Raw genomic sequence first — 26,055 nt, forward strand, 5'->3', positions numbered from 1 at the left:
AACAGCCATGAAGGATATCCTCGACAAGCTCGAAGAGCGGCGGGCGCAGGCCCGGCTCGGCGGCGGTGAGAAGCGCGTCGAGGCGCAGCACAAGCGCGGCAAGCTCACGGCGCGCGAGCGGATCGAACTCCTCCTCGACCACGGGTCGTTCGAGGAATTCGACATGTTCGTGCAGCACCGCTCCACCGATTTCGGCATGGAGAAGCAGAAAATCCCGGGCGACGGTGTCGTCACCGGATGGGGCACGATCAACGGCCGCACGGTCTTCCTGTTCTCCAAGGACTTCACGGTGTTCGGCGGCTCCCTGTCGGAGGCGCACGCCCAGAAGATCGTTAAGGTCCAGGACATGGCGCTGAAGATGCGCGCCCCGATCATCGGTATCTTCGACGCCGGCGGCGCCCGCATCCAGGAGGGCGTTGCGGCTCTCGGCGGCTACGGGGAGGTGTTCCGCCGCAACGTCATGGCTTCGGGCGTGATCCCGCAGATCTCGGTGATCATGGGCCCCTGTGCGGGCGGCGACGTCTATTCGCCGGCCATGACCGACTTCATCTTCATGGTCCGCGACACGAGCTACATGTTCGTGACCGGCCCCGACGTGGTGAAGACCGTCACCAACGAGGTCGTCACGGCCGAGGAGCTCGGCGGCGCCAAGGTCCACACCACCAAGTCGTCCATCGCCGACGGCTCGTTCGAGAACGACGTCGAGGCGATCCTGCAGATCCGCCGCCTCCTCGACTTCCTGCCGGCCAACAACACCGACGGCGTGCCGGAGATCACGAGCTTCGACGATGTCAGCCGCATCGATGCATCCCTCGATACGCTGATCCCCGACAATCCGAACAAGCCCTACGATATGGGCGAGTTGATCCGCCGCGTCGTGGATGAGGGCGACTTCTTCGAGATCCAGTCCGCCTACGCCCGCAACATCATCACCGGCTTCGGCCGGATCGAGGGGCGCACCGTCGGCTTCGTGGCGAACCAGCCGCTCGTGCTTGCAGGCGTCCTCGATTCGGACGCCTCGCGGAAGGCCGCGCGGTTCGTGCGCTACTGCGACGCCTTCGATATCCCGATCGTGACCTTCGTGGACGTGCCGGGCTTCCTGCCCGGCACGGCCCAGGAATATGGCGGCCTGATCAAGCACGGCGCGAAGCTGCTCTTCGCCTATTCGCAGGCGACCGTGCCGCTGGTGACGATCATCACCCGGAAGGCCTTCGGCGGCGCCTACGACGTCATGGCCTCCAAGCACGTCGGTGCGGACGTCAACTACGCTTGGCCGACCGCCCAGATCGCCGTGATGGGCGCCAAGGGCGCGGTGGAGATCATCTTCCGCAGCGAGATCGGCGACCCGGAGAAGATCGCGGCCCGCACCGGCGAGTACGAGGACCGCTTCCTGTCACCGTTCGTGGCGGCCGAGCGCGGCTACATCGACGAGGTGATCATGCCGCACTCGACCCGCCGCCGGATCGCCAAGGCCCTCGGCATGCTCCGCACCAAGAAGATGGAGCAGCCCTGGAAGAAGCACGACAACATCCCGCTCTGACACGGGCGCGGTGGCCGGCGGCACGCTCCGCCGGCCTCTCAACTGCGGTCGCTGTTCTCGATCACCGCGCACAGGGTCAGCGGACCCTTGTCGGGCGACACCATGGCCGAACAGGTCACCCGAGCGCCGCCGAGATCGACATTGCTGTGGCGCAGCTTGGTCGCGGTGGCCTGGGCCCGGTGCGCGGCCTCCGTGATGACGGAGGCATCGATGCCCGTCACCGCGTGGCCGGCCTTGCCGAACACGTCGAAATAGCGATCCGGCGGAGTGGCGCCCCGATATTGGGCGCCGACCGACGAGTGGTCCGGTCCGCCGCAGGCGAGGGTCAGGGTCATGTCCTCACCGGCCGTGAAGCTGGCATAGTCGCTCCGGCGATCCGTAGTCTTGGCCGCAGTCTCGCCGGTCACCTTGTCGATCAAGGTGTCGCAGGATTGCGCCCGGGCCGTTCCCGAGCCGGCCGCGAGAAGTGTGAAGACGATCAGGGGGAAGAGTGCGCGCATTCCCGCGAGGTAGCGCGACGGCGCGCAAAGGCGAGCCAACCGGCGCTTCGGCGCCTCCGACCCGCCATGGTCCGGATCAGGCGGATTCGCCCCGTTGCGGGTCGAGAGCGGCCCCCGCACCGGCGAGAAGCCGTCGCTTCAGGCGGGCGATGCCCTCGCGCTGCAACTCACTCGGCGGAGAATGCGCGCCAGCCACCTGGGTCAGCATCGCGATCAACTGCTCCCGCTCGGCCGGTGTCAGCGCGTCGCGCAGCAGCGGAGCCAGCGCGTCGGCGACGTGCGAGAAGGGAAGCCGCGCCTGCGTGTAGCACCAGGCCCGCTCGAAAGTCGCCGAGATCCGCTCCACCCCCAGGGGCGTCTCCATGTATTCGAGGATCCGCGTCTTCTCGCTGGCGGTCAGGGGGCTGCCCGTACGGACCAGCTGAATCATCAGGATGATCGCGGCCAAGCGGGGATCGCGCACACGCTGCAGCGGCGTTCCGACGAGGTTCTCGAAGGTGGACACGGCGCGGCGCTGGAGCCCCTTCGTGTCCCGGTTGACCTCCTGCAGACCCTTGACGGTCCCGTGCGTCCGCAAGATCCAGAACAGTCCCGCAACGATGAGACCGATGAGGCCGAGCAGGATCGGCATGAACGTCCCCAGATCGAATCGATGCGGGACGGTCCCATGCACATCTCGATGTGTCAAATTGCCGCCGAAAGCCTCCGGGCACCGGAATTCATCATCGGATCTAAAGAATTCCGATCGCATGACTTGCGCGCGGCTAGATTGTGCTTCGACGATCCATCGATCGTCTGACAGTCGAGCGGCGGTCCCGCGAACGCCCCGCGTTCAGCTGGCGGCTGTCACCGCGTCCGTCTTGCCGAGTTCGAGGAGGACGATCTCGGGAGGGACGCCCATCCGCACCGGGATGCGGCTCATCCCGAACCCGCCCGAGACGATCATGTGGCGGCCGTCCTGGATGACATGGCCGTAGGAATAGTCGTGTCCCTGCACCTTGCGGATCGCGGGGGCGTGGCCGAACAGGCGAATCTGGCCGCCATGGGTGTGCCCGGCTAGGGTCAGGGAGACGCGGTCGGGCACGGCGACGAAGATGTCGGGCTCGTGCGCCATCAGGATCACGGGTGCCGAATCGGTGATCGGATCGAGCGTTCGCGGCAGGTCGGCCAAGCTGAACGTGTTCCACGCGTCGAAGAAGGGCTGCTGGTCGCCGAGACCGGCGAGCCAGAACGGCCGGCCGTCCTTCACCAGGCGCACCGCACGATTCTCGAGAACCGGGATACCCTGTGCCTCCAGCAGGCGCCTGACCGCGGGCACGCCGCGACCGTTCCGCTGGACCGTATGGTCGTCCCACCAATCGTGATTGCCGAGGATCGCGTGCGTGCCGAGGGGCGCCTTGAGCTCGGTCATCATCCGGGCGAACTGATCGAGCGGCAGCTTGCGCCACGCGATCCGCCCGGCCGGATAATCGCCGAGCAGAAGCACCAGATCCGGTTCGAGCGCGTTGGTCGCTTCGACGATCTGCGCCACCCGGTCGAACGGCATGAACGGCTCGCAGATGTGGAAATCCGCCAGGACCGCCACCCGTAGTTGCAGCGACGGATCCCACCGCGGCAGGGTCGGCGCATAGGATGTCACCACCAGCCGATGCAGCGGCTCGATGTCGAGGGCATAGACGCCGGTGGCGGCGGTGATGCCCGCGCCTGCAGCGAGCCCCGTCAGGACTTGCCGTCGGCTCGGCATGATCAGCATCGCGACAACACCCGTTGGCTCCGAACTACGCCGGTGTCCCGCTAGGAGCGCAGTCCGGCGAAAGCGGGGCAAGACTGGATTTCACGATCGCGCTTTGCCGCTTCGAAACCGCGAGACGGACCATGGCCTGCCGCCCCGCTCGGTTTATAAGGCAGTGTCTCGTCCAGCGAAGTGATCCGGAACCAGATGTTGAACCGCCCCCTGCGCATCGGCACCCGCGGCTCTCCGATGGCGCTCGCGCAGACCGGCATGGTGCGGGACCAAATCGTCGCCGCCAATCCGGGCCTGGAGACCGAGTTGGTGGTCGTGACCACCGTAGCAGACAAGATCCTGGACCGGCCGCTCTCCGAGATCGGCGGCAAAGGGTTGTTCACCAAGGAACTCGAGCAGGCGCTGTTCGCCGGCGAGGTCGACGTCGCCGTGCACTCGATGAAGGACGTGGAGACCTGGCTTCCCGACGGGCTCACCATCGCCTGCATCCTCGAACGTGACGATCCGCGGGACGCATTCCTGTCGCCGCACGCGGACGGTCTGGCGGGGCTGCCGGCGGGCGCGCGGATCGGGACCTCGTCGCTGCGCCGCGGCGCGCAGGTTCTGATGCGGCGGCCCGATCTCCGGGTCGTGCCGCTGCGGGGCAACGCCAACACCCGGATGCGCAAGCTCGAGGCCGGGGAATGCGACGCGACGCTGCTCGCCCTGGCGGGCCTCCAGCGCCTCGGGCTGGAAGACATGGCCCGCAGCGTCCTGTCGGTCGAGGAGATGCTACCGGCCGTGGCACAGGGGGCACTGGGCATCGAGTGCCGTACGGACGACGCGGTCATCCGCGACCTCCTGGCGCCCATCGCCTGCGCCCGGACCACCATCGCCGTGTCGGCCGAGCGATCGCTGCTCGCGGAACTCGATGGATCCTGCCGGACGCCGATCGCCGCCCTGGCGCAGATCGACGGGGATGTCCTGCGGATCGACGGCTTGCTGTTCCTGCCCGACGGCAGCCGCCACTGGTCCGCGTCCCGACAGGGGCCCGTGGCGGATGCGGAGCGGATCGGCCAGGAGGCGGGAGCCGCCCTCAAGGCGGCTGCCGGCGACACCTATACCCGTCACCTGCAGTAGAAGACGGGCCGCAGGACCCACGCTCCCGATCGCCTTCACGCAGGTCGGTGCGGATGGCGACCGGCCGCCGCCCTGTGGCGGGGAGCGTGACGTGCTGGAGGGCGAATTTGGGGCCTGACGTCGCCCGTCGCTGACAGAGCCCGGATCCGCCGACGGGCGCTTTCAGCGCCTGGCCAGTCGGCCGGGACCTGTGCGGTGCGGATCGCCTCAGTCCGGCTCGCGATCGCGATCACGCCGGATGCTGCGGCGGACCACGATAAGCTGCCAAATCCCCACCCCGAAAGCCAGGGCGAAGACGAGGCCGATATCGAAAGCCGCGAACAGCCCGTCGCTCACCGATGTCCTCCAGGCCGCAGGTCAGGACGGCGCCGAGCGGCCGAACGTCTCGCGCTCACGCATCCGCTCGATCAGATCGAGGACGTGCACGACCCGGCCGCCGACATCCCACCACGGCCGCAGCGCCGGGCGCCGACGCGTCGGCACGAGCGGTTCGCGCGCGACAGCCTCGATCAGGAAGGCGGCTTCCGGCAGTGAAGGCCCGCCGAGGCCGGCCGCGACTGCGGGCGTGCGGGCTGCGCGGGCGATCAGAACCAGCTTCCGTGCCGTTCCGACCCGGGCGCGGTGCTGGACCGAATCGTAGTCGTGCGCCGCCACCACGCGGCCGATCTCGGAATAGATCAATTCGGCCGCCCGGATCGACGACCGGCAGCCGCGCGGCAGCGCTGCGATTCCGGCCTCCGCGCGGGTATAGAGGACGTCCGCTTCGGCGAGGAGGCGGGCCACCACCTTGGCCAGCGCCGGGCTCGGCCGCGGATCTGCGAGGAATGCCTCCGGATCGAGCCCGGCCGCATCCATCCAGTCCAGCGGCAAGTAGAGACGGCCCATCCGGGCATCCTCGCCGACGTCGCGGGCGATGTTGGTGAATTGCATCGCGGCGCCGAGGTCGCAGGCGCGGGCCAGGGCGTCCGGTTCGCGGGTGCCCATGATCAGCGCCATCATGGCACCGACGGAGCCGGCGACACGGGCGGCGTAGGCATGGAGCGCCCCCAGATCGGCGTAGCGCCGGCCTTCGGCGTCCCAGGCAAAGCCTTCGATCAGGGCACGCGGCAGGGCCTCCGGGATCGCGTACGTGGCGACGATCTCCGAGAAGGCCCGGTCGGCGGGAGCGTCGGCGGGTCGCCCGGCATAGGCACGGCCGATGCGTGCCTCGAGGCGGGCCACGGCGTCGCGTCGTCCGGCCGGATCGGCCGCGTCGTCGACGAGGTCGTCCGAGAGTCGGCAGAAGGCGTAGAGGCCGTAGGCCGCCTCGCGGACTTCGGCCGGCAGCAATTGGCCGGCGGCGAAGAAGCTCTTCGAACCGGCCCGGATCGCGACCCGGCAGGCGGTGCGGTCGGCCGCGGCGGCGAATTCAGGCGGTAACGCGGGCATCGGGGACCACGCTGTCGAGAATACGGGCAGAGGAGAGCACGCCGGGCAGGCCCGCACCCGGGTGTGTGCCGGCGCCGACCAGGTAAAGGTTGCGGACGGTGTTCGACCGATTGTGCGGCCTGAACCACGCCGATTGGGTCAGCACCGGCTCCAGACCGAAGCCCGAGCCCCGGTAGCTCAGGAAATCGTCCTGAAAATCCAGAGGGGTCGTCACCTTGGACGTGACGATGGACTCCGACAGGCCGGGCATCACACTCGCCTCCAGCATGGCGGCGATCCGGCGCCGGTACGGTTCGGCAAGCGCCTGCCAATCCTGGCCACCCGCGAGATTCGGCACCGGGGCCAGGACGTAGAAGGCGTCGCATCCCGGGGGGGCGAGGCTCGGGTCGGTGGCGGTCGGCCGGTGCAGGTAGAGGCTCGCGTCCTCGGCCAAGACCTTCCGGTCGAAGATGTCGGCCAGCAGGCCGCGGTACCGCGGTCCTAGCAGGATCGTATGATGATCTACCCCCGGATACTGCCGATTGGTGCCGAAATACCAGACGAAGAGCCCCATGGACGATCGGGCCCGCCGAAACCGGGTGCGGCTCCAGCGCTGCGCTTCCGGCAGCAGACTCGCATGCGTCACGGCCGAGTCGGCGTTGGAGACCACGAGGTCGGCGCCGATCACCTCGCCGCTGGTCAGTACGACACCCGTGGCAGCGCCCTCCTCCACCTGGATGCGCGCGACGTCGACGCCGAGGCGGAGGCGGCCGCCCTGTGTCCGGATCAGACGCACCAAGCCGTCGACCAGCTGCCCGGTCCCGCCCATGGCGAAGTGGACGCCCCAACGCCGCTCGAGATCGGCGATCAGGCAGTAGATGGCGCTGGCTCGGAACGGGTTGCCGCCGATCAGCAGCGGGTGAAAGCTGAACACCGTGCGTAGCCGCTCGTCGCGGATGAACCGCGCCACCACCTCGTAAACGGAACGGTGTCCGGACAGGCGCAACAGGTCGGGTGCGATCTTGAGCATCGATCCGACACTGCCGAAAGGCACATGACCGAGCTGCTCGAAGCCGATTCGGCAAACGGCCTGGCTGTGAGCCATGAAGCGCTCGTAGCCCGCGACGTCGTCCGGTGCGAAGCGCGCGACCTCGGCGCGCATGCGATCCACGTCGCCGCTGTACGCGAAGGATGTCCCGTCGGCGAAGCGGATCCGGTAGAACGGATCCATCGGCACCAGCGTCACATCGTCCGCGAGCTGGCGGCCGGCGAGCTGCCAGAGTTCCTCGAAAAGCTGCGGTGCCGTGACGATCGTCGGACCGGCATCGAAGGTGAAGCCGTCCTGCCGGTGGACCCGGGCACGGCCCCCGGCCTGGGCCAGGCGTTCGAGGACGGTGACGCGGTAGCCCCGCGCACCCAAACGGATCGCGGCGGCGAGACCCCCGAAGCCTGAGCCGACGACGACGGCGTGCGGACGCCCATCGATCGAATGCGCAACCCTGTGGTCGACCGCGAGTGTCAGCATTGGTTGACACTACTGCGGCCTTTCACCGACGCGCAAGATCGAAGTGCCGTCCGCCGTGCCGGGTCCCAGTCGTTCAGAACTCGCCGGCCAGTCCGGCGCGGACGCCGACGGCGTTGTCGCCGCCATAGGCCATGCCGGCCGTGACCGCGATCGGGACGCAGCAGGTCGGCAAGCGGTGCGCCACCGCAAGGCCGCCGGCCCACTCGCCCCGATAGGTTGCGCCATTCGTCGCCCAGGTGGTCTTGCCCGGCGCGGACGGCATCGGCGCGGTCGCCATCGCGATGGCCATCGCCACGCCCTGCCGGGCCTCCTTGCGGGTCTGGATGGCGTAGCGCTGCACGGAATCGGTCTTGGCCTCTAAAGCGTTGACCTGTCCCTGGACCGAATCGATTCGGTTGCCGAGACCTGCGATCGTCGACGGCCCGTAGGCCGAGGCCGCAAGGTTGCCGCTGGCATCGGTGGTCACGAAGGCCGTCGCTCCGCTCTGAGCGGCAGCGCTCGCCTGAGATGCGACGCCGGCCAGCCGGTAGGTGTTGGCGGAATTTCCGATCGCCACTTGGTTGGCCTGCGTGGTCTTCACGTTGGCGCCGATGGCGATCGTGTTGGCTTGGTCGGCGGCAGCCCCGTTTCCGAGCGCGACGCTGTTGTTTCCGGCGGCCGAAGCGGCCGCGCCGATGGCGGTGGAACCTGTCCCGGTCGCCCCGGCGACGAACCCGAGCGCGGTGCTCCCGGCCCCCGACGCCGCAGACGCCGTACCGATGGCCGTTCCGCCGAGGCCCTGAGCGCTCGCCGCAAAGCCGAGGGCGACGCTGCCGGTATTCGCCGCGCTCGCGCCGGTGCCCACGGCGGTCGATGCCGAACCGGCTGCACTTGAACCGGCGCCCACCGCGAGGGCGTCGGCGCCGACAGCGATCGGGGCGGCCAAGCCGCTGGTGTTGTTGGCGGCGACGCCGGTGATGCTGGACAGCTGCGAGAGTCTCAGGTCGGTGATTACGGTCTGGCCCTGGGACTGCGTGGTGCTCCCTGTGACGATGTAGAGACCCTGATTGGCGCTGGCGGCTGCTCCGCTTCCCGCTGTTCCGCCGACGGCAGTCGCACTTCCACCGGTCCCGACGGCAGTCACACTTCCGCCGGTCCCGATGGCAGTCGCACTTCCGCCGGTCCCACCGACCGTCACACTTCCGCCGGTTCCACCGGTGGTTCCAGTTCCGCCAGTTCCGGTTCCGCTCGCTGTCCCGAGGTTGAGACCGGTGCCGAGCAGTCCGTCGCCTGGGCCGGTCGTGCCGACGACCAGACCGGTTCCGAGGACGCCTCCGCTCGTGGTCCCGACGTTGAGGCCGGTCCCGAGGATGCCGGTCCCGGGAGCGGTGGTGCCGAGCGTCACGCCGGTGCCCAGAATGCTACCCGTGGTTGTGTCCAGGGTGCCGCGAAGAAGCTGCGCCTGGACCGGTGTCGTCTGCGCCGTGCAGATCAGGAGGCCGGCGGTGAGCGGGATGGTCGGCGTGATCCACCAGCGGGGGACGGCGAGCCAGGCAGCCCGGGCGCGAGCCGGCACGAGGGTCGAGGGACGCATCTGGAACTCCATTGCTGCGCAGCGGGACGGGGTTCCGAACCGGCCATGCAACTCAGCGATCAGCGAGCGGGAACAGAATGCATCTTCTAGTGGAATGATTAACGCTAACTTTCGGTTGTATTGATATCGGAAGTGCCTGCACAGATAGGTGTTCTCCCGGCGGCCGAGGGGGCACCGGCAGCCGCCTCAGAAAACGCGTGTTTGCGCGGCGATATCCCGACGGAAAGGGGCTATAGGGGCTTGGAAATCCGAGCTTTCGGCAGGGAACGGACGCGTGATGGACGGTCGAGGTCAGACCATTTTCGTGGCGGGCCATCGGGGCATGGTGGGCTCGGCGATCGTGCGTCGGCTGCGTGAGCTGGGCCACGAGCGCATCCTCACGGCCGACCGCCAGAGTCTCGACCTTCTCGATCAGGCGGCGGTCCGTCGCTTCTTCGCCGACAACCGCATCGATCAGGTCTACCTTGCGGCCGCCAAGGTCGGCGGCATCCACGCCAACAACACCTATCCCGCCGAATTCATCCACGAGAACCTGCTGATCCAGTCGAACCTGATCGATGCCGCGCACACGCACGACGTCGACCGGCTGCTGTTCCTCGGCTCGTCGTGCATCTACCCGAAGCTGGCCCCGCAGCCGATGCGCGAGGATGCGCTCCTGACCGGGCTTCTGGAGCCGACCAACGAGCCCTACGCGATCGCCAAGATCGCCGGGATCAAGATGTGCGAGAGCTACAACCGCCAATACGGGCGGCGCTACCGCAGCGTCATGCCGACGAACCTGTACGGGCCGAACGACAACTTCCATCCCGAGAACGCCCACGTCCTGCCGGCGCTGATGCGCCGCCTGCACGAGGCGAAGGTCGAAGGCCGCCCGTCGGTCACGGTCTGGGGCACCGGCCGCGCGATGCGCGAGTTCCTGCACGTGGACGACATGGCCCGCGCCAGCGTCTTCGTGATGGAGATGGACGACGGGGTCTACGCGGCCAACACGCGGCCGGACCTGTCGCACATCAATGTCGGCACCGGCGAGGATTGCACCATCCGGGAGTTGGCCGAGGCGCTGGCCCAGGTAATCGGCTACGCAGGCCAGCTCGACTTCGACGCCACCAAGCCCGACGGGACGCCGCGCAAGCTGATGGACGTGTCGCGCCTCAGGGCCATGGGCTGGCGGCCGGAGATCGGCCTGGAGGACGGCCTGCGCCAGACCTATGGATGGTTCCTCGAGAACCACGCCTCGATTCGGAGCTGAACGGCCGCGCCGGCGCGGCCGCCTCATCCTTTCACTCCATCGCCACCGACCATCCGCTCGGGGAGGAGACGGTTCATGGCCCATCGGCCACCCGATGACAGCGCCGATGCGCGACGCCGGAAGTTCCTGCAGAGCTTCCAGAACTTCGACGCGAACAGCCGGTTTCCCGCGCCGTACGTCCAGTTCGCCGGCAAGCCGCTGACGGTCGCGGGCGGCCAGGACTGGCGCTACGACGCCCTCGGGTATCGCAACGACGTGCATGCGGATACGCGGCCCTCATCCGAGACGCTGCGGGTCTTCGTCGTCGGCGACAGCACCCTGATCGACGGACAGGTCTTCGCCGATACCGTGCCGGGGCGGCTGGAGACCGGGCTGAAGCAGGCCCATGGGGCGGGGGCGCGCGTCTACAATTTCGGCGCCGTCTCGGCCTGCCTGAATCAGATGATCGCCCTGGTCACGACGCGGCTGATGGATCTTCAGCCCGACGTCATCCTGATCGTCGGCGGAGCGACCGACATCTTTCAGCCCTGGAGCTTCGATCCGCGGGCCGGCGTTCCATACAATCACTTCGCCAGTGAAAGTCTTTACGATTACTTCTTCGACCCGAGGAAGAGCGCAGAGGACACGGTAGCACTGTCCTATGACGGCCTGCAGGCGATGATCTTCAACCGTCTCGAGAATCTGCGGGCGCTGACGAACTGGCAGTCCGAGATCTGGGAATGGGAGGTCGTGCGGCAGTTCGAGCTGGCGCTGCGGCGGCTCGCGCGGCTCGCTCCCGGCATCGGTGCCCCGGTTCGGTTCCTCCTGCAGCCCACGATCGTCCGCAAGGGTGCGCCCGTCGGCACGGAGGCGGGCACGGCCTCCGACGCGTTCCTAGCCTATCTCGACCGCCAATATGCACGTTTCGAGGGTGTTCTCGGCCGGCTGGATACGCGGGATTCAGCCTTCGCGGCCCGGGACCTCAGCCGCCTGTTCGAAGGCGACGCCCGAAACCTTTTCACGGACATCGTTCACGTGACCTCAGAGGGCCGCCAGATGATGGCGGACCGCCTCCAGGCGGAGGTGGCCGAGACCCTCGGGACCGCGACGCCGGCCTGAGCCGTGCGCGAACCGATCGTCTTCATCGGGGATTCGATCACCGAATTGTGGGGCTTCCACCGGGCCGGCACCTTCGAGGCCTACAACCTGATCCCCCGCGGCGGGTCCGGTCAGACGGCCCGCTGGATCACCATGCGGTTTCGGCGCGACCTCGAGGAAACGCGAGCCCGGGGCGTGCATCTTCTGTGCGGTGTGAACGATATCGGCCGCAACGAGGGCTTCTTCGTCCCGGCCGACGAGATCGCCCGAACGCTCGCCGGCATGCTCGACGAGGCCCGTGCCATGGGCGTGAAGGCCTGGATCGGCTCGATCATGCCCGCCGCCAGCATCCCCTGGAATCCGGAGGTGCGCGACGCGCCGGCGATGATCGCGGCGGTCAATGCATGGTTGCGAGCCCATGCGCACGAGCACGGCGCAACATTCATCGACTACCATGCGGTGCTGGCGACCGAGACAGGCGGACTCCGGCCCGAATACGGCACCGACGGGCTTCATCTGAGCCCGGCCGGCTACGCCGCCATCGAGCCGCTGATGCTCGCCGCCCTCGGGCGCATCCCGCCGCCGACGCCCGTAGGGGTGGGGCGGGGCGCAGCCAAGGTCCGCCGACGGTGGATCGGTCTTGCGGTGGCGGCGGCAGCGCTCCTCGGTGCCGCCGCCGTTCTGGTTCTCGGCGCCCGCTGATCAGAGCCGGCGCACTGCCCCGTGGGCCGCGCTGGTCGTCAGCATGGCATAGGCACGCAGTGCCGTACTCACCTTGCGCTTGCGCGGGGTCGCCGGCTGCCAGCCCGCCGCGTCCTGCGCGATCCGCCGCCGATCCAGCTCCGCCTGATCCACGTCCAGATGAATGCGCCGGTTCGGGATATCGATGGCGATCCGATCGCCGTCGCGCACGAGGCCGATCAGGCCACCCTCGGCGGCCTCCGGCGAGACGTGGCCGATGGACAGGCCCGAGGAGCCGCCGGAGAACCGCCCGTCGGTGACGAGGGCGCAGGCCTTTCCGAGCCCCTTCGATTTCAGGTAGCTCGTCGGATAGAGCATCTCCTGCATGCCGGGGCCGCCGCGGGGCCCCTCGTAGCGGATCAGCACCACCTCGCCGGCCGTGACCTTGCCGTTGAGGATGCCGTCGACGGCCGCGTCCTGGCTCTCGAACACCCGCGCCGTCCCGGTGAAGGTCAGGATCGAGGCATCGACGCCTGCGGTCTTCACGATGCAGCCCTGCTCGGCGAGGTTGCCGTAGAGGACCGCGAGCCCGCCATCCTGCGAATAGGCGTGTGCGGCATCGCGGATGACACCGCCTTCCCGGTCGAGATCGAGTTCGTCGAAGCGCGATTCCTGGCTGAAGGCCACCTGGGTCGGCACGCCGCCCGGGGCCGCCCGGTAGAAGGTCTGGACCGACGCGCTCGGCGCGGCGCGCACGTCCCAGCGGGCAAGGGCGTTGCCTAGCGTGCCGGCCGAGACGTTGCCGACCTCGGTGTCGATCAGTCCGGCCCGGTCGAGCTCTCCGAGGATCCCCATGATGCCGCCGGCCCGGTGCACGTCCTCCATATGGACGTTGGCCACCGCCGGGGCGACCTTGCACAGCACCGGCACCCGCCGGGACAGCCGGTCGATATCGGCCATGGTGAAGGGCACCTCGCCCTCGTGCGCCGCCGCCAGCAGGTGGAGGACCGTGTTGGTCGAGCCGCCCATGGCGATGTCGAGGGTCATGGCGTTCTCGAACGCCTTGAAGCTCGCCACGGCGCGCGGCAGCACGCCCGCGTCGTCCTGCTCGTAGTGGCGGCGGGCGAGATCGACGATGAGGTGACCGGCCTCCACGAACAGGCGCTTGCGGTCGGCATGGGTGGCGAGCACCGAGCCGTTGCCCGGCAGCGCCAGGCCCAGCGCCTCGGTAAGACAGTTCATGGAATTCGCCGTGAACATGCCCGAACACGATCCGCAGGTCGGGCAGGCCGAGCGCTCGATCACCGCGACATCCTCGTCGGAGATGCGGTCGTCGGCTGCGGCGATCATCGCGTCGACGAGATCGACCTTCCTGGCGATGCCCGGCAGCTGGACCTTGCCGGCCTCCATCGGGCCGCCCGAGACGAACACCGTCGGGATGTTGAGGCGTAAGCTGGCCATCAGCATGCCGGGTGTGATCTTGTCGCAGTTCGAGATGCACACCATCGCGTCGGCGCAATGCGCGTTGACCATGTACTCGACGGAATCGGCGATCAGCTCCCGCGACGGCAGCGAGTACAGCATCCCGTCATGGCCCATGGCGATGCCGTCATCCACCGCGATGGTGTTGAACTCCTTGGCGACGCCGCCGGCGGCCTCGATCTCGCGGGCGACCAGCTGGCCGAGATCCTTGAGGTGGACATGGCCGGGCACGAACTGGGTGAACGAGTTCACCACGGCGATGATCGGCTTGCCGAAATCGGCATCCTTCATGCCGGTGGCGCGCCAGAGGCCGCGGGCGCCGGCCATGTTGCGGCCGTGGGTGGTGGTGCGGGAACGATAGGCGGGCATCGAGAGCTTCGACTGGTTCAAAGGTGAAAGGCTTCTGCGCCGGTGCTCGCGCCTCTGCAAGCGTCGCGGAAGGGGCCGCCCCCGTGGCATGCTCCTGGCAGATGGCAGGAGGGAGGGAGCATATCGTGATGACACAGGTGGAATCGCTCCGGCGGGCCATCGCGCAGGGCCAGGGTCGCACGGAGGCTGACCTCGTCCTGAAGGGCGGCCGTTTCCTCGACCTCGTCACCGGGGCGCTTGTCGCCTCCGATATCGCGATCTGCCGCGACCGCATCGTCGGCACCTTCGGCCACTATCGCGGGGCGCGGGAGATCGACATCTCCGGCAAGGTCGTTGTGCCGGGCTTCATCGACACGCATTTCCACGTCGAATCCTCGCTGATGCCCCCGCAGGAATTCGAGCGCTGCGTTCTCCCCCACGGCGTCACCACGGGGATCTGCGACCCGCACGAGATGGCCAACGTGCTCGGAACGGACGCCTTCCGATGGTTCCTTGCTTCTTCCGAAACGCTGGCGATGGACCTGCGCGTGCAGCTCTCGTCCTGCGTCCCGGCCACCGACCATCTGGAAACCTCGGGGGCGCGGATCGACGCGCAGGATCTGCTGTCCTTCGTCGGCCACCCGAAGGTCATCGGGCTCGCCGAATTCATGAACTTTCCCGGCGTGCTGGCGGCCGATCCCGGCGTGCTCGACAAGCTCGCCGCGTTCCAGGGCCGGCATATCGACGGTCACGCCCCGCTCCTGCGCGGCCTCGGACTGAACGCCTACATCGCGGCCGGCATCCGCACCGAACACGAGGCCACCACGCCGGAAGAAGCCCTGGAGAAACTGTCCAAGGGGATGACGGTGCTGATCCGAGAGGGCTCAGTCTGCAAGGATCTGCACGCGCTGGCGCCGATCCTGACCGAGCGGACGGCGCCGTTCCTGGCCTTCTGCACCGATGACCGGAATCCCCTCGACATCGCCGAGGAGGGGCATCTCGACTTCGTCATCCGGACCGCCATCGCCGTCGGCGTCCCACCCCTCGCCGCCTACCGTGCGGCCTCGTGGTCGGCGGCCCGGGCGTTCGGGCTTCACGACCGGGGGCTCGTCGCCCCCGGCCAGCGCGCCGATCTCGTGGTGCTTGACGATCTCGACACCTGCGCCGTGTCCCAGGTTCTCAGTGCCGGACGTCCGGTGAACGAGGCGCTGTTCGCCACGCGACCCGCCGTGGAGCCGATCGGCCGCGGCAGCGTGCGGGCGCGGCGGGTCAGCGCCGCGGATTTCGCCGCGCCGGGTTCCGGGCCTTCGACGCCGGTGATCGGGGTGATCCCGGGCCAGATCATCACCCTGCGTCACGACCTCGCCCTGCCCTATTCCGGCGGGGAGCGCCGGATCGACCTGGACCAGGACGTCATCAAGGTCGCGGTGGTCGAACGGCACGGTCGCTCCGCGCCGGGGGTGCGCGGCATCGGGGTCGCGTTCGTGAAAGGCTTCGGCCTGAAGCGGGGGGCCATCGCCTCGTCGGTCGGGCATGACAGTCACAACATCACGGTCGTCGGGGCGGATGATTCCGACATGGCCGTGGCCGTGAACCGTCTGGGCGAGATCGAGGGCGGCTTCGTCGTGGTCGAGGGTGGCGAGGTGCGCGCCGAGATCGCGCTGCCCGTCGCCGGCCTGATGAGCCTGATGCCGTTCGACGACATCCGCCGGTCGCTCGTGACTCTGCGGTCGGCCGCCAGAGGCCTCGGTGTCGTGCTGCCGGAGCCCTTCCTGCAGGTGGCGTTCCTGCCGCTCCCGGTCATCCCCCATCTGAAGATCACCGACCGGGGCCTTGTGGATGTCGACCGTTTCGCCCTGATCGACCCTTGATTTCGATTGTGCGCAATTTAAATGGGGCTGTGCGAAGGCCCGCCGGCGCCTACATGCCGACTTTCTTCCTCCAACCGGAGATCGCTATGTCCGTAGATGTGAAGTATCGCACCACCGCCACCGCCACCGGTGGCCGCGACGGCGCCGCCCGCACGGCCGACGGCAGCTTCGAGGTCAAGCTGTCGACGCCGAAGGAGCTCGGTGGCGCGGGTGGCCCGGGCGCGAACCCGGAGCAGCTCTTCGCCTCCGGCTACTCGGCCTGCTTCCTCGGCGCCATGAAGGCCGTGGCCCCGTCGCTGCAGCTCAAGGTCCCGGCCGATACCAGCGTCACGGCTGACGTCGGCATCGGTCCGCGCTCCGAAGGCGGTTTCGGCATCACCGCCGATCTCACGATCAGCCTGCCGGGCCTCGACCGCGCGGACGCGCAGAAGCTCGTGGACGCCGCTCACCAGGTCTGCCCGTACTCCAACGCGACCCGCGGCAACGTCAACGTCGGTCTGAAGCTGGCCTAAGACGGCGTCCGGCGGGTTTCGCGTCCGCGAGGCCCGCCGTCGCACCACCCGCGGGCTCGATCCGCGGGTCGATGCCGTGCCGTCGTGGCGCCGCGACGCGTACGATGATGGCGCCGGCCCGCAATCCGTGCCGGACGAGGCCGCCCTCCGACTGACCTCGCGCGCCGGATCTCACACGTCGGCGCGGGCCCGCATGCAGACCTTCCCTGCTGCATCGAGGGTCACACCCTCGAACCCGGACCCGCGGGTTCGGCCGCAGACGCGAAAGGTCTGGTTGGCCGTCATCGGCGAGACGCCGCGATAGGTGAACATCCGCGGCACGTGTCCCAGGAGCGTGGCTGCGAGGTTCATCAGCAGCGTGGCCTGCATCGGGCCGTGGACGACGAGATCGGCATAACCCTCCACCTGCGTCGCGTAGGGCTGATCGTAGTGGAAGCGGTGGCCGTTGAAGGTCATCGCCGAATAGCGGAACAGCAGCGTCGGCGTCGCGGGCACTGCCCAGATTGCCGCGAAGTCATCGGGATCGTCGCGTTCGGGCGCGGCATCGGTTCCGGTCTGCGCACCGGCCGCCTCGCGATAGACGATGTCCTGCCGTTCACGGATCGCGACGCCCCGTCCCGTGGCGACGGCGTGCTCGACGGTGACGAAGCACAGGCTTCCGCTTCGCCCGTCCTTGAAGACGACGTCCCGTACCGTCTCGGTGCGGGTGACCGCGTCTCCCGCGCGCAGATCCGAAAGGGTCTCGATCTGTCCGCCCGCCCACATCCGCCGGGGCAGCGGCACGGGCGGGAGGAACCCACCCTTCGCGACGTGGCCGTCCGGCCCGAGGGCGTCGGCGGCCGGCGTCTCCGGGGCGAGACACCAGTGCAGCGCCGGCCACACGATGCCGTCGGCGACCGGGGCGAGATGCGGCCCGAGGGTCGCGCGAAACTCGGCCATCAGGCGTGGGGTGACGAGGTCGGAGGCCTCGCGTGTCCGGCCGATCCAGGCGGCGAAATCGGTCATGTCAGTACGAACGCGGCAGGCCGAGCACATGCTCGGACAGGTAGGCGAGGATCAGGTTCGTGGAGATCGGCGCCACTTGGTAGAGGCGGGTCTCGCGGAACTTCCGCTCGATGTCGTATTCCTCGGCGAAGCCGAAGCCGCCATGGGTCTGGATGCAGGCGTTGGCGGCCTCGAACGAGGCGTCGGCCGCGAGCATCTTGGCCATGTTGGCTTCGGCTCCCGGATTCGCGCCGCCCTCGTAGAGGGCCAGCGCCTCCCGGACCATCAACTCGGCCGCGCGCATGTTGGCGTAGGCCTTGGCGATCGGGAACTGCACGCCCTGATTGGCACCGATCGGACGGCCGAAGACCGAGCGCTCGCCGGCATAGATCCGTGCCTTCTCGATGAACCACTTGGCGTCGCCGATGCATTCGGCGGCGATCAGGATCCGCTCGGCATTCATGCCCGACAGGATGTAGCGGAAACCCTTCCCCTCCGCGCCGATGAGATTCTGGGCCGGCACCCGGAGGTTGTCGAAGAACACCTCCGTGGTGGCATGGTTCATCATCGTGCGGATCGGCCGGATGGTGAGGCCGTTGCCCCTGGCCTCCCGCATGTCGACGAGGAGCACCGACAGGCCGTCGGTGCGTTTCATGCCCTCGGTCCTGGGCGACGTGCGCGCCAGAAGCAGCATCAGGTCCGAATGTTCGGCACGGCTGGTCCAGATCTTCTGGCCGTTGACGACGTAGTGGTCGCCCTCCAGGCGGGCCGTAGTCTTGAGGCTGCCGGTGTCGGTGCCGGAGGTGGGCTCGGTCACGCCAAAGGCCTGGAGCCGCAGGCGTCCTTCCGCGAGGGCCGGGAGATATTCGGCCTTCTGCGCCTCGGAGCCGTGCCGGAGGAGCGTGCCCATCGTGTACATCTGCGCGTGGCATGCGCCCCCGTTGCAGCCGGCCCGCTGGACCTCCTCCAGGATCGCGGCCGCGGCCGAGAGCGGCAGGCCGGAGCCGCCATACGCCTCGGGGATCAGAACCGACAGGTAGCCGCTCTCGGTGAGCGCGTTCACGAACGCGGTCGGGTAGGCCATCTCCCGGTCGAGGGCCCGCCAGTACGGGCCCGGGAAGCCGGCGCAGAGCTTGGCGACCGCCTCGCGGATCTCGGTGTAGGCTTCCATCGACATCTCCTCAGGCCGTGCGGCCGCCGTCGACCGGCAGATCGACGCCGGTGATGAAGGCCGCCTCGTCGGAGGCGAGGAACAGGGCGGCCGACGCGATGTCGCTCGCCTGGGACAGGCGGCCGAGCGGGATCGTGGCGATGAACCGGTCGCGGTTCTCGGGGGTATCGGGCACGCCCATGAAATGCTCGAGGAGCCCGGTGGCGCCCATGACCGGGCAGAGGGCGTTCACCCGGATCTTCCAGGGCGCCAGTTCGAGCGCCAGGGACTTCGAGGCGAGGCTCGCCGCGCCCTTGGAGGCGTTGTACCACGTCAGCCCCGGCCGCGGCCGCAGAGCCGCCGTCGAACTGACGTTCAGGATAACGCCGCCGCCCGCATCGCGCATGAGCGGGGCGACCTCCCGGACGTAGTGAAAGATCGACTTCACGTTGACCCGGAAGACCCGGTCGAAGTCTTCTTCGGTGACCTCCATCAGCGACTTGTTGCGGTGTGTGGTGCCGGCGTTGTTGACCAGGATGTTCGGCAGACCGAAGCGCTGCCGTGTCTCGTCGACGCTGGCGATGACATCGGCGGCGAGGCCGACATCTGCGGCGATGGCGATGGCGTTGTCGCCCAGATCCGCAGCGACCCGCGCGGCGGCCGCGCCGTCGATGTCGATGCAGGCGACCTTCGCCCCCTCGGCGACGAAACGCTGGGCGATCCCCGCTCCAAAGCCGCTGCCGGCGCCCGTCACGAGCGCGATCTTGCCGTCGAGCCTCATCGTGTCCTCCCCGCGTGTCGTTCGGTGTCGATCTCTAGGTCCTCAGGTGCCGGGCGCGAACTCGGCCCGGATGCGCGCGCCGTGCGCGTCGATCGCCGGGACGGGGCCGAGGGCGCGGATCTGCCCGTCGACCAGCACCGGCGGCGCGACGATGCGGGCAGATCCGGCGGGTGTCCCGACCTCTGTGCGGATCAGCGCCGGGTGGGTGACGAGGTCCGCAAGCGTGTTGACGAAGCCGTAGGCGGTGCCGGCGGCCTTCAGCCGGGCGGCGGCGGCGTCGCGGCTCAGCCGCACCAGCTCGGCGCCGATGCGCAGGTCGACGGCGGCGCGGTTGGCGACCCGGGCGTTGTTGGACGCGAAGCCTTCGGCGCGGGCGAGATCCGGCTCCCCGAGCACGCCAGCACAGAAGCGCGCCCATTCGCGCTCATTCTGGATCGAGATCAGCACGAGGCTGCCGTCGGCCGTGGGGAAGGCGCCATAGGGACAGATCGAGGGATGGGAGAGGCCGACCCGCTGCGGCGCCTGCCCGGTTCCCTCGAAATAGAGCAGCGGCACGTTCATCCAGTCGGCGGCGGCGCTGAACAGGCTGACCTCCAGGGCGCAGCCCTGCCCGGAGATGCCCCGGGCGATCAGAGCCTCCAGCACGGCCGCATGGGCATCCATGCCGCAGGCGACGTCGCAGACGGACACGCCGACCCGGCCGGGTCCCGCCGGATGGCCGGTGATGCCCGCGAGCCCGCTCTCCGCCTGGACCAGCAGGTCGTAGGCCTTCATGTCGCTGTAGGGGTTGCCGGCACCGTAGCCCGATATGTCGACGGTGATCAGCCGGGGATAGCGTGCACGCAGCTCCGCCGATCCGAAGCCCGCGCGCGCCGCGGCGCCGGGGGCGAGGTTCTGCACGAACACGTCGGCCCGCGCGAGGATCGCGTGCAGGAGCCGGGCATCGGCCGGGTCCTTGATGTCGGCGACGAGGCTCTCCTTGCCGCGGTTGAGCCAGACGAAGTAGCTCGCCAGGCCGTCGACCGCCGCGTCATAGCCGCGAGCGAAATCGCCTTCCGGCCGCTCGATCTTGATGACCCGGGCGCCGGCATCGGCGAGCCGTGAGGTGCAATAGGGGGCGGCGACGGCCTGCTCCAGGGCGAGCACGGTGAGCCCTCGCAACGGCAGGTTCTGGCTCATCCGCACCCTTCGTCTTTGCGCCGCCCCGCGAGGCCGGAGCTGGAACAAGTGGAACGGCCGGAGGCTCCGCCAAGCGGGCGGCGGTGACAGGGCTGCCCGGTCGTGGGCCTCCGGCCGGGCTTTCACCCGGTGCCGGCGAGGCCGGCGGTCGAGCCTACTCGGCTGCGTGCAGCGTGGGCGGTCCGCGGACCTCCTCCACCGGCTCCGCGTCCGCGCGGGCGACCTGCGTCGTCTCCGGCCGGTCGCGGAAGGACAGGCGGTGGGCCAGCCGGTCGAGATAGATGTAGATCACCGGCGTCGTGAACAGCGTCAGCACCTGGCTCACCGCGAGGCCGCCCACCATGGCGTAGCCCAGGGGCTGCCGGATCTCCGAACCGGTGCCGGTGGCGACCATCAGCGGGATGCCGCCGAGGAGCGCCGCCATCGTGGTCATCAGGATCGGCCGGAAGCGCAGCAGCGCGGCCTTCCGGATCGCGGCCTCGGGGGTGAGCCCCTCCTCGCGCTCGGCAACGATGGCGAAGTCGACCAGCATGATGCCGTTCTTCTTCACGATGCCGATGAGGAGGATGATGCCGATCAGCGCGATCAGGCTGAAGTCGAACCCCGCCCACATCAGCACCGCCAGGGCGCCGACGCCGGCGGACGGCAGGGTCGACAGGATCGTGATCGGGTGGATGAAGCTCTCGTAGAGGATGCCGAGGATCAGGTAGACCACGAACAGCGCCGCCAGGATCAGGAGCGGCACCGTCGAGAGCGATTGCTGGAAGGCCTGGGCGGTGCCCTGGAAGCCGCTCACCACGGTCGGCGGCACCTGCAGCTCCCGCATCGCCCGGCCGATCGCCTCGGTCGCTTGGCCCAGTGCCACGTCGGGAGCGAGGTTGAAGCTGATCGTCACCGCCGGGAACTGGCCCTGGTGGTTCACGGCGAGCGGCGCCACCGGAACGGTCGTCCAGCGGGCGAAGGCCGCCAGCGGTACCTGCCCGCCCCCGATCGGCGCCTTGATGTAGATCCTGTCGAGGCTCTCGACGCTGCCCTGCAGCGCCGGCAGAACCTCCAGCACGACGTGGTAGCTGTTCAGCTGCGTGAAGTACTGGGCGATCTGGCGCTGGCCGAACGCGTCGTAGAGCGTGTCGTCGATCAGCTGAGGCGTGATGCCGTAGCGCGAGGCGGCGTCGCGGTCGATCGACAGCGTCAGCGTCGTACCGCGGGTCTGCTGGTCGGTGGCGACGTCGCGCAGCTCCGGCAGGGTCTTCAGCGTGTCGAGGATGCGCGGCGCCCAGGCGTTCAGCTCGGCGAGATCCGGATCCTGGAGCGTGTATTCGAACTGGGTCCGCGAGGTGCGGCCTCCGGTGCGCACGTCCTGGGTGGCCTGGATGAAGGTCCGGATGCCCTCCACGCGCTCGAGTTTCGGCCGCAGGCGGCCGATCACCTGGAAGGCATTGGCGTCGCGCTCGTCACGCGGCTTGAGCGTGATGTACATGCGCCCGGAATTGAGCGCCTGGCCGTTGCCGCCGAGCGACATGCCGACGGTCGCCACCGCCGGATCGGCCTGGACGATGGCGCCGACCTTCTCCTGCAGCGCCTGCATCGCCGAGAATGAGATGTCCTGCGACGCCTCGGTGACGCCGATCATGAAGCCGGTGTCCTGCTGCGGGAAGAAGCCCTTCGGGATCGCGACGAACAGGTAGCCCGTCAGTGCCAGCGTGGCGAAGAACATCAGGAGCGTGACGCGGCGGAACCGCAGAGCCACGTCGAGGGCATCGGCGTAGACTGCAAGCAGCCCGTCGAACGCGGCCTCGCTGATCCGGTAGAGGCGGCCATGGCGCTCGCCGTCGTGCGGCTTGAGAAGCCGCGAGGCCATCATCGGGGTCAGCGTCAGCGACACGAAGGCCGAGACCGCGATCGTCATCGACAGCACCACGGCGAACTCGCGGAACAGCCGGCCGATGATCCCGCCCATGAGCAGCAGCGGGATCAGCACCGCGATCAGCGACACCGAGATCGACACGATGGTGAAGCCGATCTCGCCCGCGCCCTTGAACGCGGCCTCCATGGGCCGCATCCCCGCCTCGACGTAGCGGCTGATGTTCTCGAGCACGACGATGGCGTCGTCCACCACGAAGCCCACCGAGATGGTGAGCGCCATCAGCGAGAGGTTGTCGAGGGTGTAGCCCGCCATCCACATGAGCGCGCAGGCGCCGAGCAGCGCGAGCGGCACCGTCACGCTCGGGATCACCGTCGCCCAGAAGCTGCGCAGGAAGACGAAGATCACCCCGACGACCAGCACGATCGTCAGCATCAGGGTGAATTGCACGTCCTCGACCGAGGCGCGGATGGTCTGGGTGCGGTCGCTGAGGATGCCGACCTTGATGGCGGCCGGCAGGGTGGCGGTCAGGCGCGGCAGCTGCGCCTTGATGCTGTCCACCGTGTCGATGACGTTGGCGCCGGGCTGCTTGAACACGACGAGGAAGATGCCGCGCCGGCCGTTGGTCCAGCCGGCCTGCTTGGTATCCTCGGGGCCGGCGACGGCTTGTCCGATATCGCGCACGCGCAGCGGCGCGCCGTCGCGATAGGCGATGATGACGTCGTTCCAGTTCTGCGCCGCAGTGAGCTGGTCGTTGGCGTAGATCGTGTAGCTGTGGCTGCCGCCGTCGATGCTGCCCTTGGGGTTGTTGACGGTGGTCAGCGTGAGCTGCGCGCGCACGTCCTCCAGAGACAGGCCCTTGGCCACGAGCTTGGCCGGGTCGATCTGGACGCGGACCGCCGGCTTCTGCTGGCCGCCGATGAAGACCTGGGCGACGCCGGAGATCTGGCTGATCCGCTGGGCCAGCTGCACGTCGACCGCGTCGTCCACATCGATCAGCGGCAGGCTGTCGGAGGTGGCCGAGAGCAGCAGGATCGGCGAGTCGGCCGGATTGACCTTGCGGTAGGTCGGCGGGGTCGGCAGGTTCTTCGGGAGCTGGCCGCTGGCGGCGTTGATCGCCGCCTGGATGTCGCTCGCCGCGCCGTCGATGTTGCGGTTGAGATCGAACTGGACCGTGACCGTCGAGATCCCGAGGGAACTCGTCGAGGTCATCTGCGCCACGCCCGGGATCTGCGAGAACTGCCGCTCCAGCGGCTGCGCCACCGACGAGGCCATCGTCTCCGGGCTCGCGCCGGGGAGCTGCGCGGTCACCTGAATCGTCGGGAAATCGACCTGCGGCAGCGGTGCGACGCCCAGCAGCGGATAGGCCACGACCCCGAGGAACAGGATGCCGACCATGATCAGCGTGGTCGCCACCGGAAACCGGATGAAGGGTGCCGAGATGCCGCCTTTCACTGCTCGGCCTCGCGCGGAACTGCTCTCGTCATCGCCGCCTCGCTCACCCTCAACGCACCGCCTCCGCCTGCGCGGTGTGGGCGGCGTGCGGGTCACCCACGAGGCTGCCGTCCTGAACCTTGTACTGACCGGCGACGATCACCCGCTCGCCGGGCTGCAGATCGCCGCTGAGGATCCGGGTCCGCCCGGAATCGGAGCGCCCCGCTTTCAGAGCGCGCTGATGGGCGTGGTTTCCGTCATCCACCGAGAAGACGAACAGGCCGTCGGGACCGTGCTGGACGGCATTGTCCGGTACGGTCATGGCGACGGCGACCGTGCCGACCCGCATCTTGGTGGAGACCGACAGGCCCGGCCACAGGGCGTGGGTCTTGTTCTCGAAAACGGCCTTGAGGCGGATCGTGCCGGTCGCCGTGTCGACTTGGTTGTTGAACAGGGCGAGCTTGCCGTCCGCGAGCTTCGTCAGCCCGTCCGAACTCCGGGCTTCCACCGGGACGTCGCCCTTGCGCAGGGCTGCGGCGATCGCGGGCAACTGATCCTCCGGCGCCGTGAAGACAACGAAGATCGGCTCCACCTGCGTGATCGTGACGATCGGGGTCTGCCCCGCCGCGTTGACGATATTGCCGATATCGACCTGCCGGAAGCCGGTGACGCCGTCGATGGGCGCGCGGACCGTCGCGTAGCCGAGCTGCGTCGTCGCGTTGTCGATGGCGGCCTGATCGGACGCCACCTGCGCGGTGAGCTGGGCGACCAGGGCGGTCTGCGTCTCGGTCTGCTGCCGGGAGGCGTAGGCGCCCAGTCCGGTGTAGCGGACGAGGTCGGCTTTGGCGTTGCCGAGATTGGCCGTGTCCTGTTCCTTCTTGGCCTTCGCCTGAGCGAGCGCCGCCTGATAGGGCCGCGGGTCGATCTGCACGAGGACATCGTCCTTGTGGACGGTCTGTCCCTCCCGGAACGCCACCTGCTGGATCTCGCCGTCGACCCGCGTGCGGACCTGGACGGTGTTGTAGGCCTGCACGGTGCCCAGGCCGTTCGAGACCAGGGCGAACGGACCCTGCTCGACCGTCCCGAGGGTGACGGGCACAGGAAGCGGCGGCGCCGCCACGGGCTTCGCGACGGGCCGGTTCAGATACGTGTAGCCGTAGGCGGCGCCGCCCGTGATGGCGAGGAGGAGCAGGCCCAGACCGGCCGCGCCGGAGCGTCTCGATGCGGGGCCCGGCGCCGGTCGATGGACGCCGTCGTCGTCCGTGCGCGTCACCGGCGCGTCGGATCGAAAGGTGTCGCGCTCACGCACGTCCTCATTCAGCATGCGCCGTTATCCGCCCCTTGGCCCGAAAGCTCCGCACAGCCGGAAGATTTTGCATCCATTAGCATACAATCCGCGTTCCGGACATCGTGGCGTCCCGCCGATCACGGCAAAGTTCCCCGACGTAAAGCGTGCAAGCGCCGACGGCAGAGGGTAGCGTCACGCCGTCCGACACCCCGTCCGGACGATCCGTACCTGGTGCGGCGGCGCGGAACATCCGCCGATGCCGCGCCGAGGATGTGAGACCGGGACGCCGCATGGCCTCGACGCTGGAACTGGATGGCCTGAACGAGCTGCGCGATGCGCTGATCGAGGAACGGCAGATCGTCGTCGCATCGGTGCGGAAACTGCGCGACGCGCGGCGCCGGAAAGGCACATTCGTACTGGGTGACGGCGCCGATGCCGGTCCGCGGCTGGTCGCCGTGCAGGAGCAGATCGAAGTGGTCGAATCCATCATCGCCGCGCTCACGCAATCCCGGACCTGACGCGACCCGGATCCGCATCGTCGGAAAATCCGTTCCGGGCGCCTCGTCCGGAATGCCATTGTCCGGCACTGCCACAGTTCGATGTCCGGGATGTTTCTGGGGTTTTTGCTCGGCCTTCCCGGGATCGGATATGCGCCGCTCGGTCGGCCCTTGAAGTCAGGCGCCGGTGTGCCGAGTCATCGATCAGTCCTCCGGCAGGATTCGACGCCGCGCTTTGCCGAAAAAAGGC

General features: G+C 68.7%; 22 protein-coding genes. 8 read left to right on the top strand and 14 right to left on the bottom strand.

The genetic code is table 11. The annotated features are described in order from the left end of the window. Window positions 1–7: 7 nt before the first annotated feature. Window positions 8–1,540: an acyl-CoA carboxylase subunit beta gene (locus tag P9K36_RS15730; RefSeq protein ID WP_043379941.1), complete on the top strand. Its 1,533-nt coding sequence runs from the start codon at window positions 8–10 to the stop codon at window positions 1,538–1,540. 38 nt (window positions 1,541–1,578) lie between these two features. Here P9K36_RS15730 and P9K36_RS15735 read toward each other — a convergent pair whose 3' ends face one another. The 3 genes from P9K36_RS15735 to P9K36_RS15745 all read right to left on the bottom strand — a co-directional run bounded on the left by P9K36_RS15735 (window position 1,579) and on the right by P9K36_RS15745 (window position 3,793). Next, complete coding sequence (locus P9K36_RS15735; protein ID WP_043761209.1) at window positions 1,579–2,040, bottom strand: hypothetical protein; 462 nt, start codon at window positions 2,038–2,040, stop codon at window positions 1,579–1,581. Between the two features lie 76 nt (window positions 2,041–2,116). Then, window positions 2,117–2,671, bottom strand: coding sequence for a TerB family tellurite resistance protein (locus P9K36_RS15740; protein WP_179696785.1), 555 nt, complete (start codon window positions 2,669–2,671; stop codon window positions 2,117–2,119). Window positions 2,672–2,872: 201 nt separating this feature from the next. Then, window positions 2,873–3,793 (bottom strand): metallophosphoesterase, encoded by a 921-nt coding sequence (locus tag P9K36_RS15745; RefSeq protein ID WP_043379947.1) that lies wholly within the window; start codon window positions 3,791–3,793, stop codon window positions 2,873–2,875. Window positions 3,794–3,979: 186 nt separating this feature from the next. On the opposite strand from P9K36_RS15745, the gene hemC reads away from it, so the two are divergent. After that, window positions 3,980–4,903 (top strand): hydroxymethylbilane synthase, encoded by a 924-nt coding sequence (gene hemC, locus P9K36_RS15750; RefSeq protein ID WP_043350729.1) that lies wholly within the window; start codon window positions 3,980–3,982, stop codon window positions 4,901–4,903. Between the two features lie 207 nt (window positions 4,904–5,110). Here the strand turns inward: hemC and P9K36_RS15755 are convergent, their stop codons facing one another. The 4 genes from P9K36_RS15755 to P9K36_RS15770 form a co-directional block, all read right to left on the bottom strand. Further along, window positions 5,111–5,239 carry a hypothetical protein gene (locus tag P9K36_RS15755; protein ID WP_257791596.1) on the bottom strand — a complete coding sequence of 43 codons (129 nt, stop codon included), beginning with the start codon at window positions 5,237–5,239 and terminating at the stop codon, window positions 5,111–5,113. A 21-nt stretch (window positions 5,240–5,260) separates the two neighbouring features. After that, complete coding sequence (locus P9K36_RS15760) at window positions 5,261–6,331, bottom strand: phytoene/squalene synthase family protein (protein ID WP_278305459.1); 1,071 nt, start codon at window positions 6,329–6,331, stop codon at window positions 5,261–5,263. Next, window positions 6,312–7,835: a phytoene desaturase gene (locus tag P9K36_RS15765; protein WP_278305460.1), complete on the bottom strand. Its 1,524-nt coding sequence runs from the start codon at window positions 7,833–7,835 to the stop codon at window positions 6,312–6,314. The genes P9K36_RS15760 and P9K36_RS15765 overlap by 20 nt, the downstream gene beginning before the upstream one ends. Window positions 7,836–7,908: 73 nt before the next feature. Beyond that, complete coding sequence (locus tag P9K36_RS15770) at window positions 7,909–9,408, bottom strand: hypothetical protein (protein WP_278305461.1); 1,500 nt, start codon at window positions 9,406–9,408, stop codon at window positions 7,909–7,911. A 277-nt stretch (window positions 9,409–9,685) separates the two neighbouring features. Between P9K36_RS15770 and P9K36_RS15775 the strand changes: the two genes are divergently transcribed. The 3 genes from P9K36_RS15775 to P9K36_RS15785 all read left to right on the top strand — a co-directional run bounded on the left by P9K36_RS15775 (window position 9,686) and on the right by P9K36_RS15785 (window position 12,436). Next, entirely contained in the window at window positions 9,686–10,657 is a 972-nt protein-coding gene (locus tag P9K36_RS15775) for a GDP-L-fucose synthase (RefSeq protein ID WP_043379956.1), read from the top strand. Window positions 10,658–10,732: 75 nt separating this feature from the next. After that, window positions 10,733–11,755 (top strand): SGNH/GDSL hydrolase family protein, encoded by a 1,023-nt coding sequence (locus tag P9K36_RS15780; protein WP_278305462.1) that lies wholly within the window; start codon window positions 10,733–10,735, stop codon window positions 11,753–11,755. Between the two features lie 3 nt (window positions 11,756–11,758). Further along, entirely contained in the window at window positions 11,759–12,436 is a 678-nt protein-coding gene (locus tag P9K36_RS15785) for a GDSL-type esterase/lipase family protein (protein WP_278305463.1), read from the top strand. Here P9K36_RS15785 and ilvD read toward each other — a convergent pair whose 3' ends face one another. Continuing rightward, window positions 12,437–14,266 carry a dihydroxy-acid dehydratase gene (gene ilvD / locus P9K36_RS15790; protein ID WP_043357638.1) on the bottom strand — a complete coding sequence of 610 codons (1,830 nt, stop codon included), beginning with the start codon at window positions 14,264–14,266 and terminating at the stop codon, window positions 12,437–12,439. A 128-nt stretch (window positions 14,267–14,394) separates the two neighbouring features. Between ilvD and ade the strand changes: the two genes are divergently transcribed. Both ade and P9K36_RS15800 read left to right on the top strand, forming a co-directional pair. Continuing rightward, on the top strand, window positions 14,395–16,116 hold the full coding sequence (gene ade / locus P9K36_RS15795; protein WP_278305464.1) for an adenine deaminase: 1,722 nt from the start codon (window positions 14,395–14,397) through the stop codon (window positions 16,114–16,116). A gap of 86 nt (window positions 16,117–16,202) precedes the next feature. Then, the gene (locus tag P9K36_RS15800; RefSeq protein ID WP_043357630.1) at window positions 16,203–16,628 is read left to right on the top strand and encodes an organic hydroperoxide resistance protein; all 426 of its coding nucleotides are present in this window, start codon (window positions 16,203–16,205) and stop codon (window positions 16,626–16,628) included. A gap of 171 nt (window positions 16,629–16,799) precedes the next feature. Here the strand turns inward: P9K36_RS15800 and P9K36_RS15805 are convergent, their stop codons facing one another. The 6 genes from P9K36_RS15805 to P9K36_RS15830 form a co-directional block, all read right to left on the bottom strand. Next, the gene (locus tag P9K36_RS15805; RefSeq protein WP_278305465.1) at window positions 16,800–17,633 is read right to left on the bottom strand and encodes a MaoC family dehydratase N-terminal domain-containing protein; all 834 of its coding nucleotides are present in this window, start codon (window positions 17,631–17,633) and stop codon (window positions 16,800–16,802) included. Between the two features lies 1 nt (window position 17,634). Continuing rightward, window positions 17,635–18,783: an acyl-CoA dehydrogenase family protein gene (locus P9K36_RS15810; RefSeq protein ID WP_278305466.1), complete on the bottom strand. Its 1,149-nt coding sequence runs from the start codon at window positions 18,781–18,783 to the stop codon at window positions 17,635–17,637. A 10-nt stretch (window positions 18,784–18,793) separates the two neighbouring features. Then, complete coding sequence (locus P9K36_RS15815; RefSeq protein ID WP_278305467.1) at window positions 18,794–19,543, bottom strand: glucose 1-dehydrogenase; 750 nt, start codon at window positions 19,541–19,543, stop codon at window positions 18,794–18,796. Window positions 19,544–19,585: 42 nt separating this feature from the next. Continuing rightward, window positions 19,586–20,722, bottom strand: a complete 1,137-nt coding sequence (locus tag P9K36_RS15820) for a CaiB/BaiF CoA-transferase family protein (RefSeq protein ID WP_278305468.1) — start codon at window positions 20,720–20,722, stop codon at window positions 19,586–19,588. Window positions 20,723–20,876: 154 nt separating this feature from the next. Beyond that, window positions 20,877–24,041: an efflux RND transporter permease subunit gene (locus P9K36_RS15825; RefSeq protein WP_278305469.1), complete on the bottom strand. Its 3,165-nt coding sequence runs from the start codon at window positions 24,039–24,041 to the stop codon at window positions 20,877–20,879. Window positions 24,042–24,090: 49 nt separating this feature from the next. Continuing rightward, the gene (locus tag P9K36_RS15830) at window positions 24,091–25,344 is read right to left on the bottom strand and encodes an efflux RND transporter periplasmic adaptor subunit (RefSeq protein WP_278305470.1); all 1,254 of its coding nucleotides are present in this window, start codon (window positions 25,342–25,344) and stop codon (window positions 24,091–24,093) included. 254 nt (window positions 25,345–25,598) lie between these two features. Between P9K36_RS15830 and P9K36_RS15835 the strand changes: the two genes are divergently transcribed. Next, on the top strand, window positions 25,599–25,826 hold the full coding sequence (locus P9K36_RS15835; RefSeq protein ID WP_278305471.1) for an HOOK family protein: 228 nt from the start codon (window positions 25,599–25,601) through the stop codon (window positions 25,824–25,826). The last annotated feature ends 229 nt before the right edge of the window (window positions 25,827–26,055 follow it).

Origin of the sequence: Methylobacterium sp. 391_Methyba4 (genome assembly GCF_029691625.1) — a bacterium.
Classification (GTDB): domain Bacteria; phylum Pseudomonadota; class Alphaproteobacteria; order Rhizobiales; family Beijerinckiaceae; genus Methylobacterium; species Methylobacterium fujisawaense.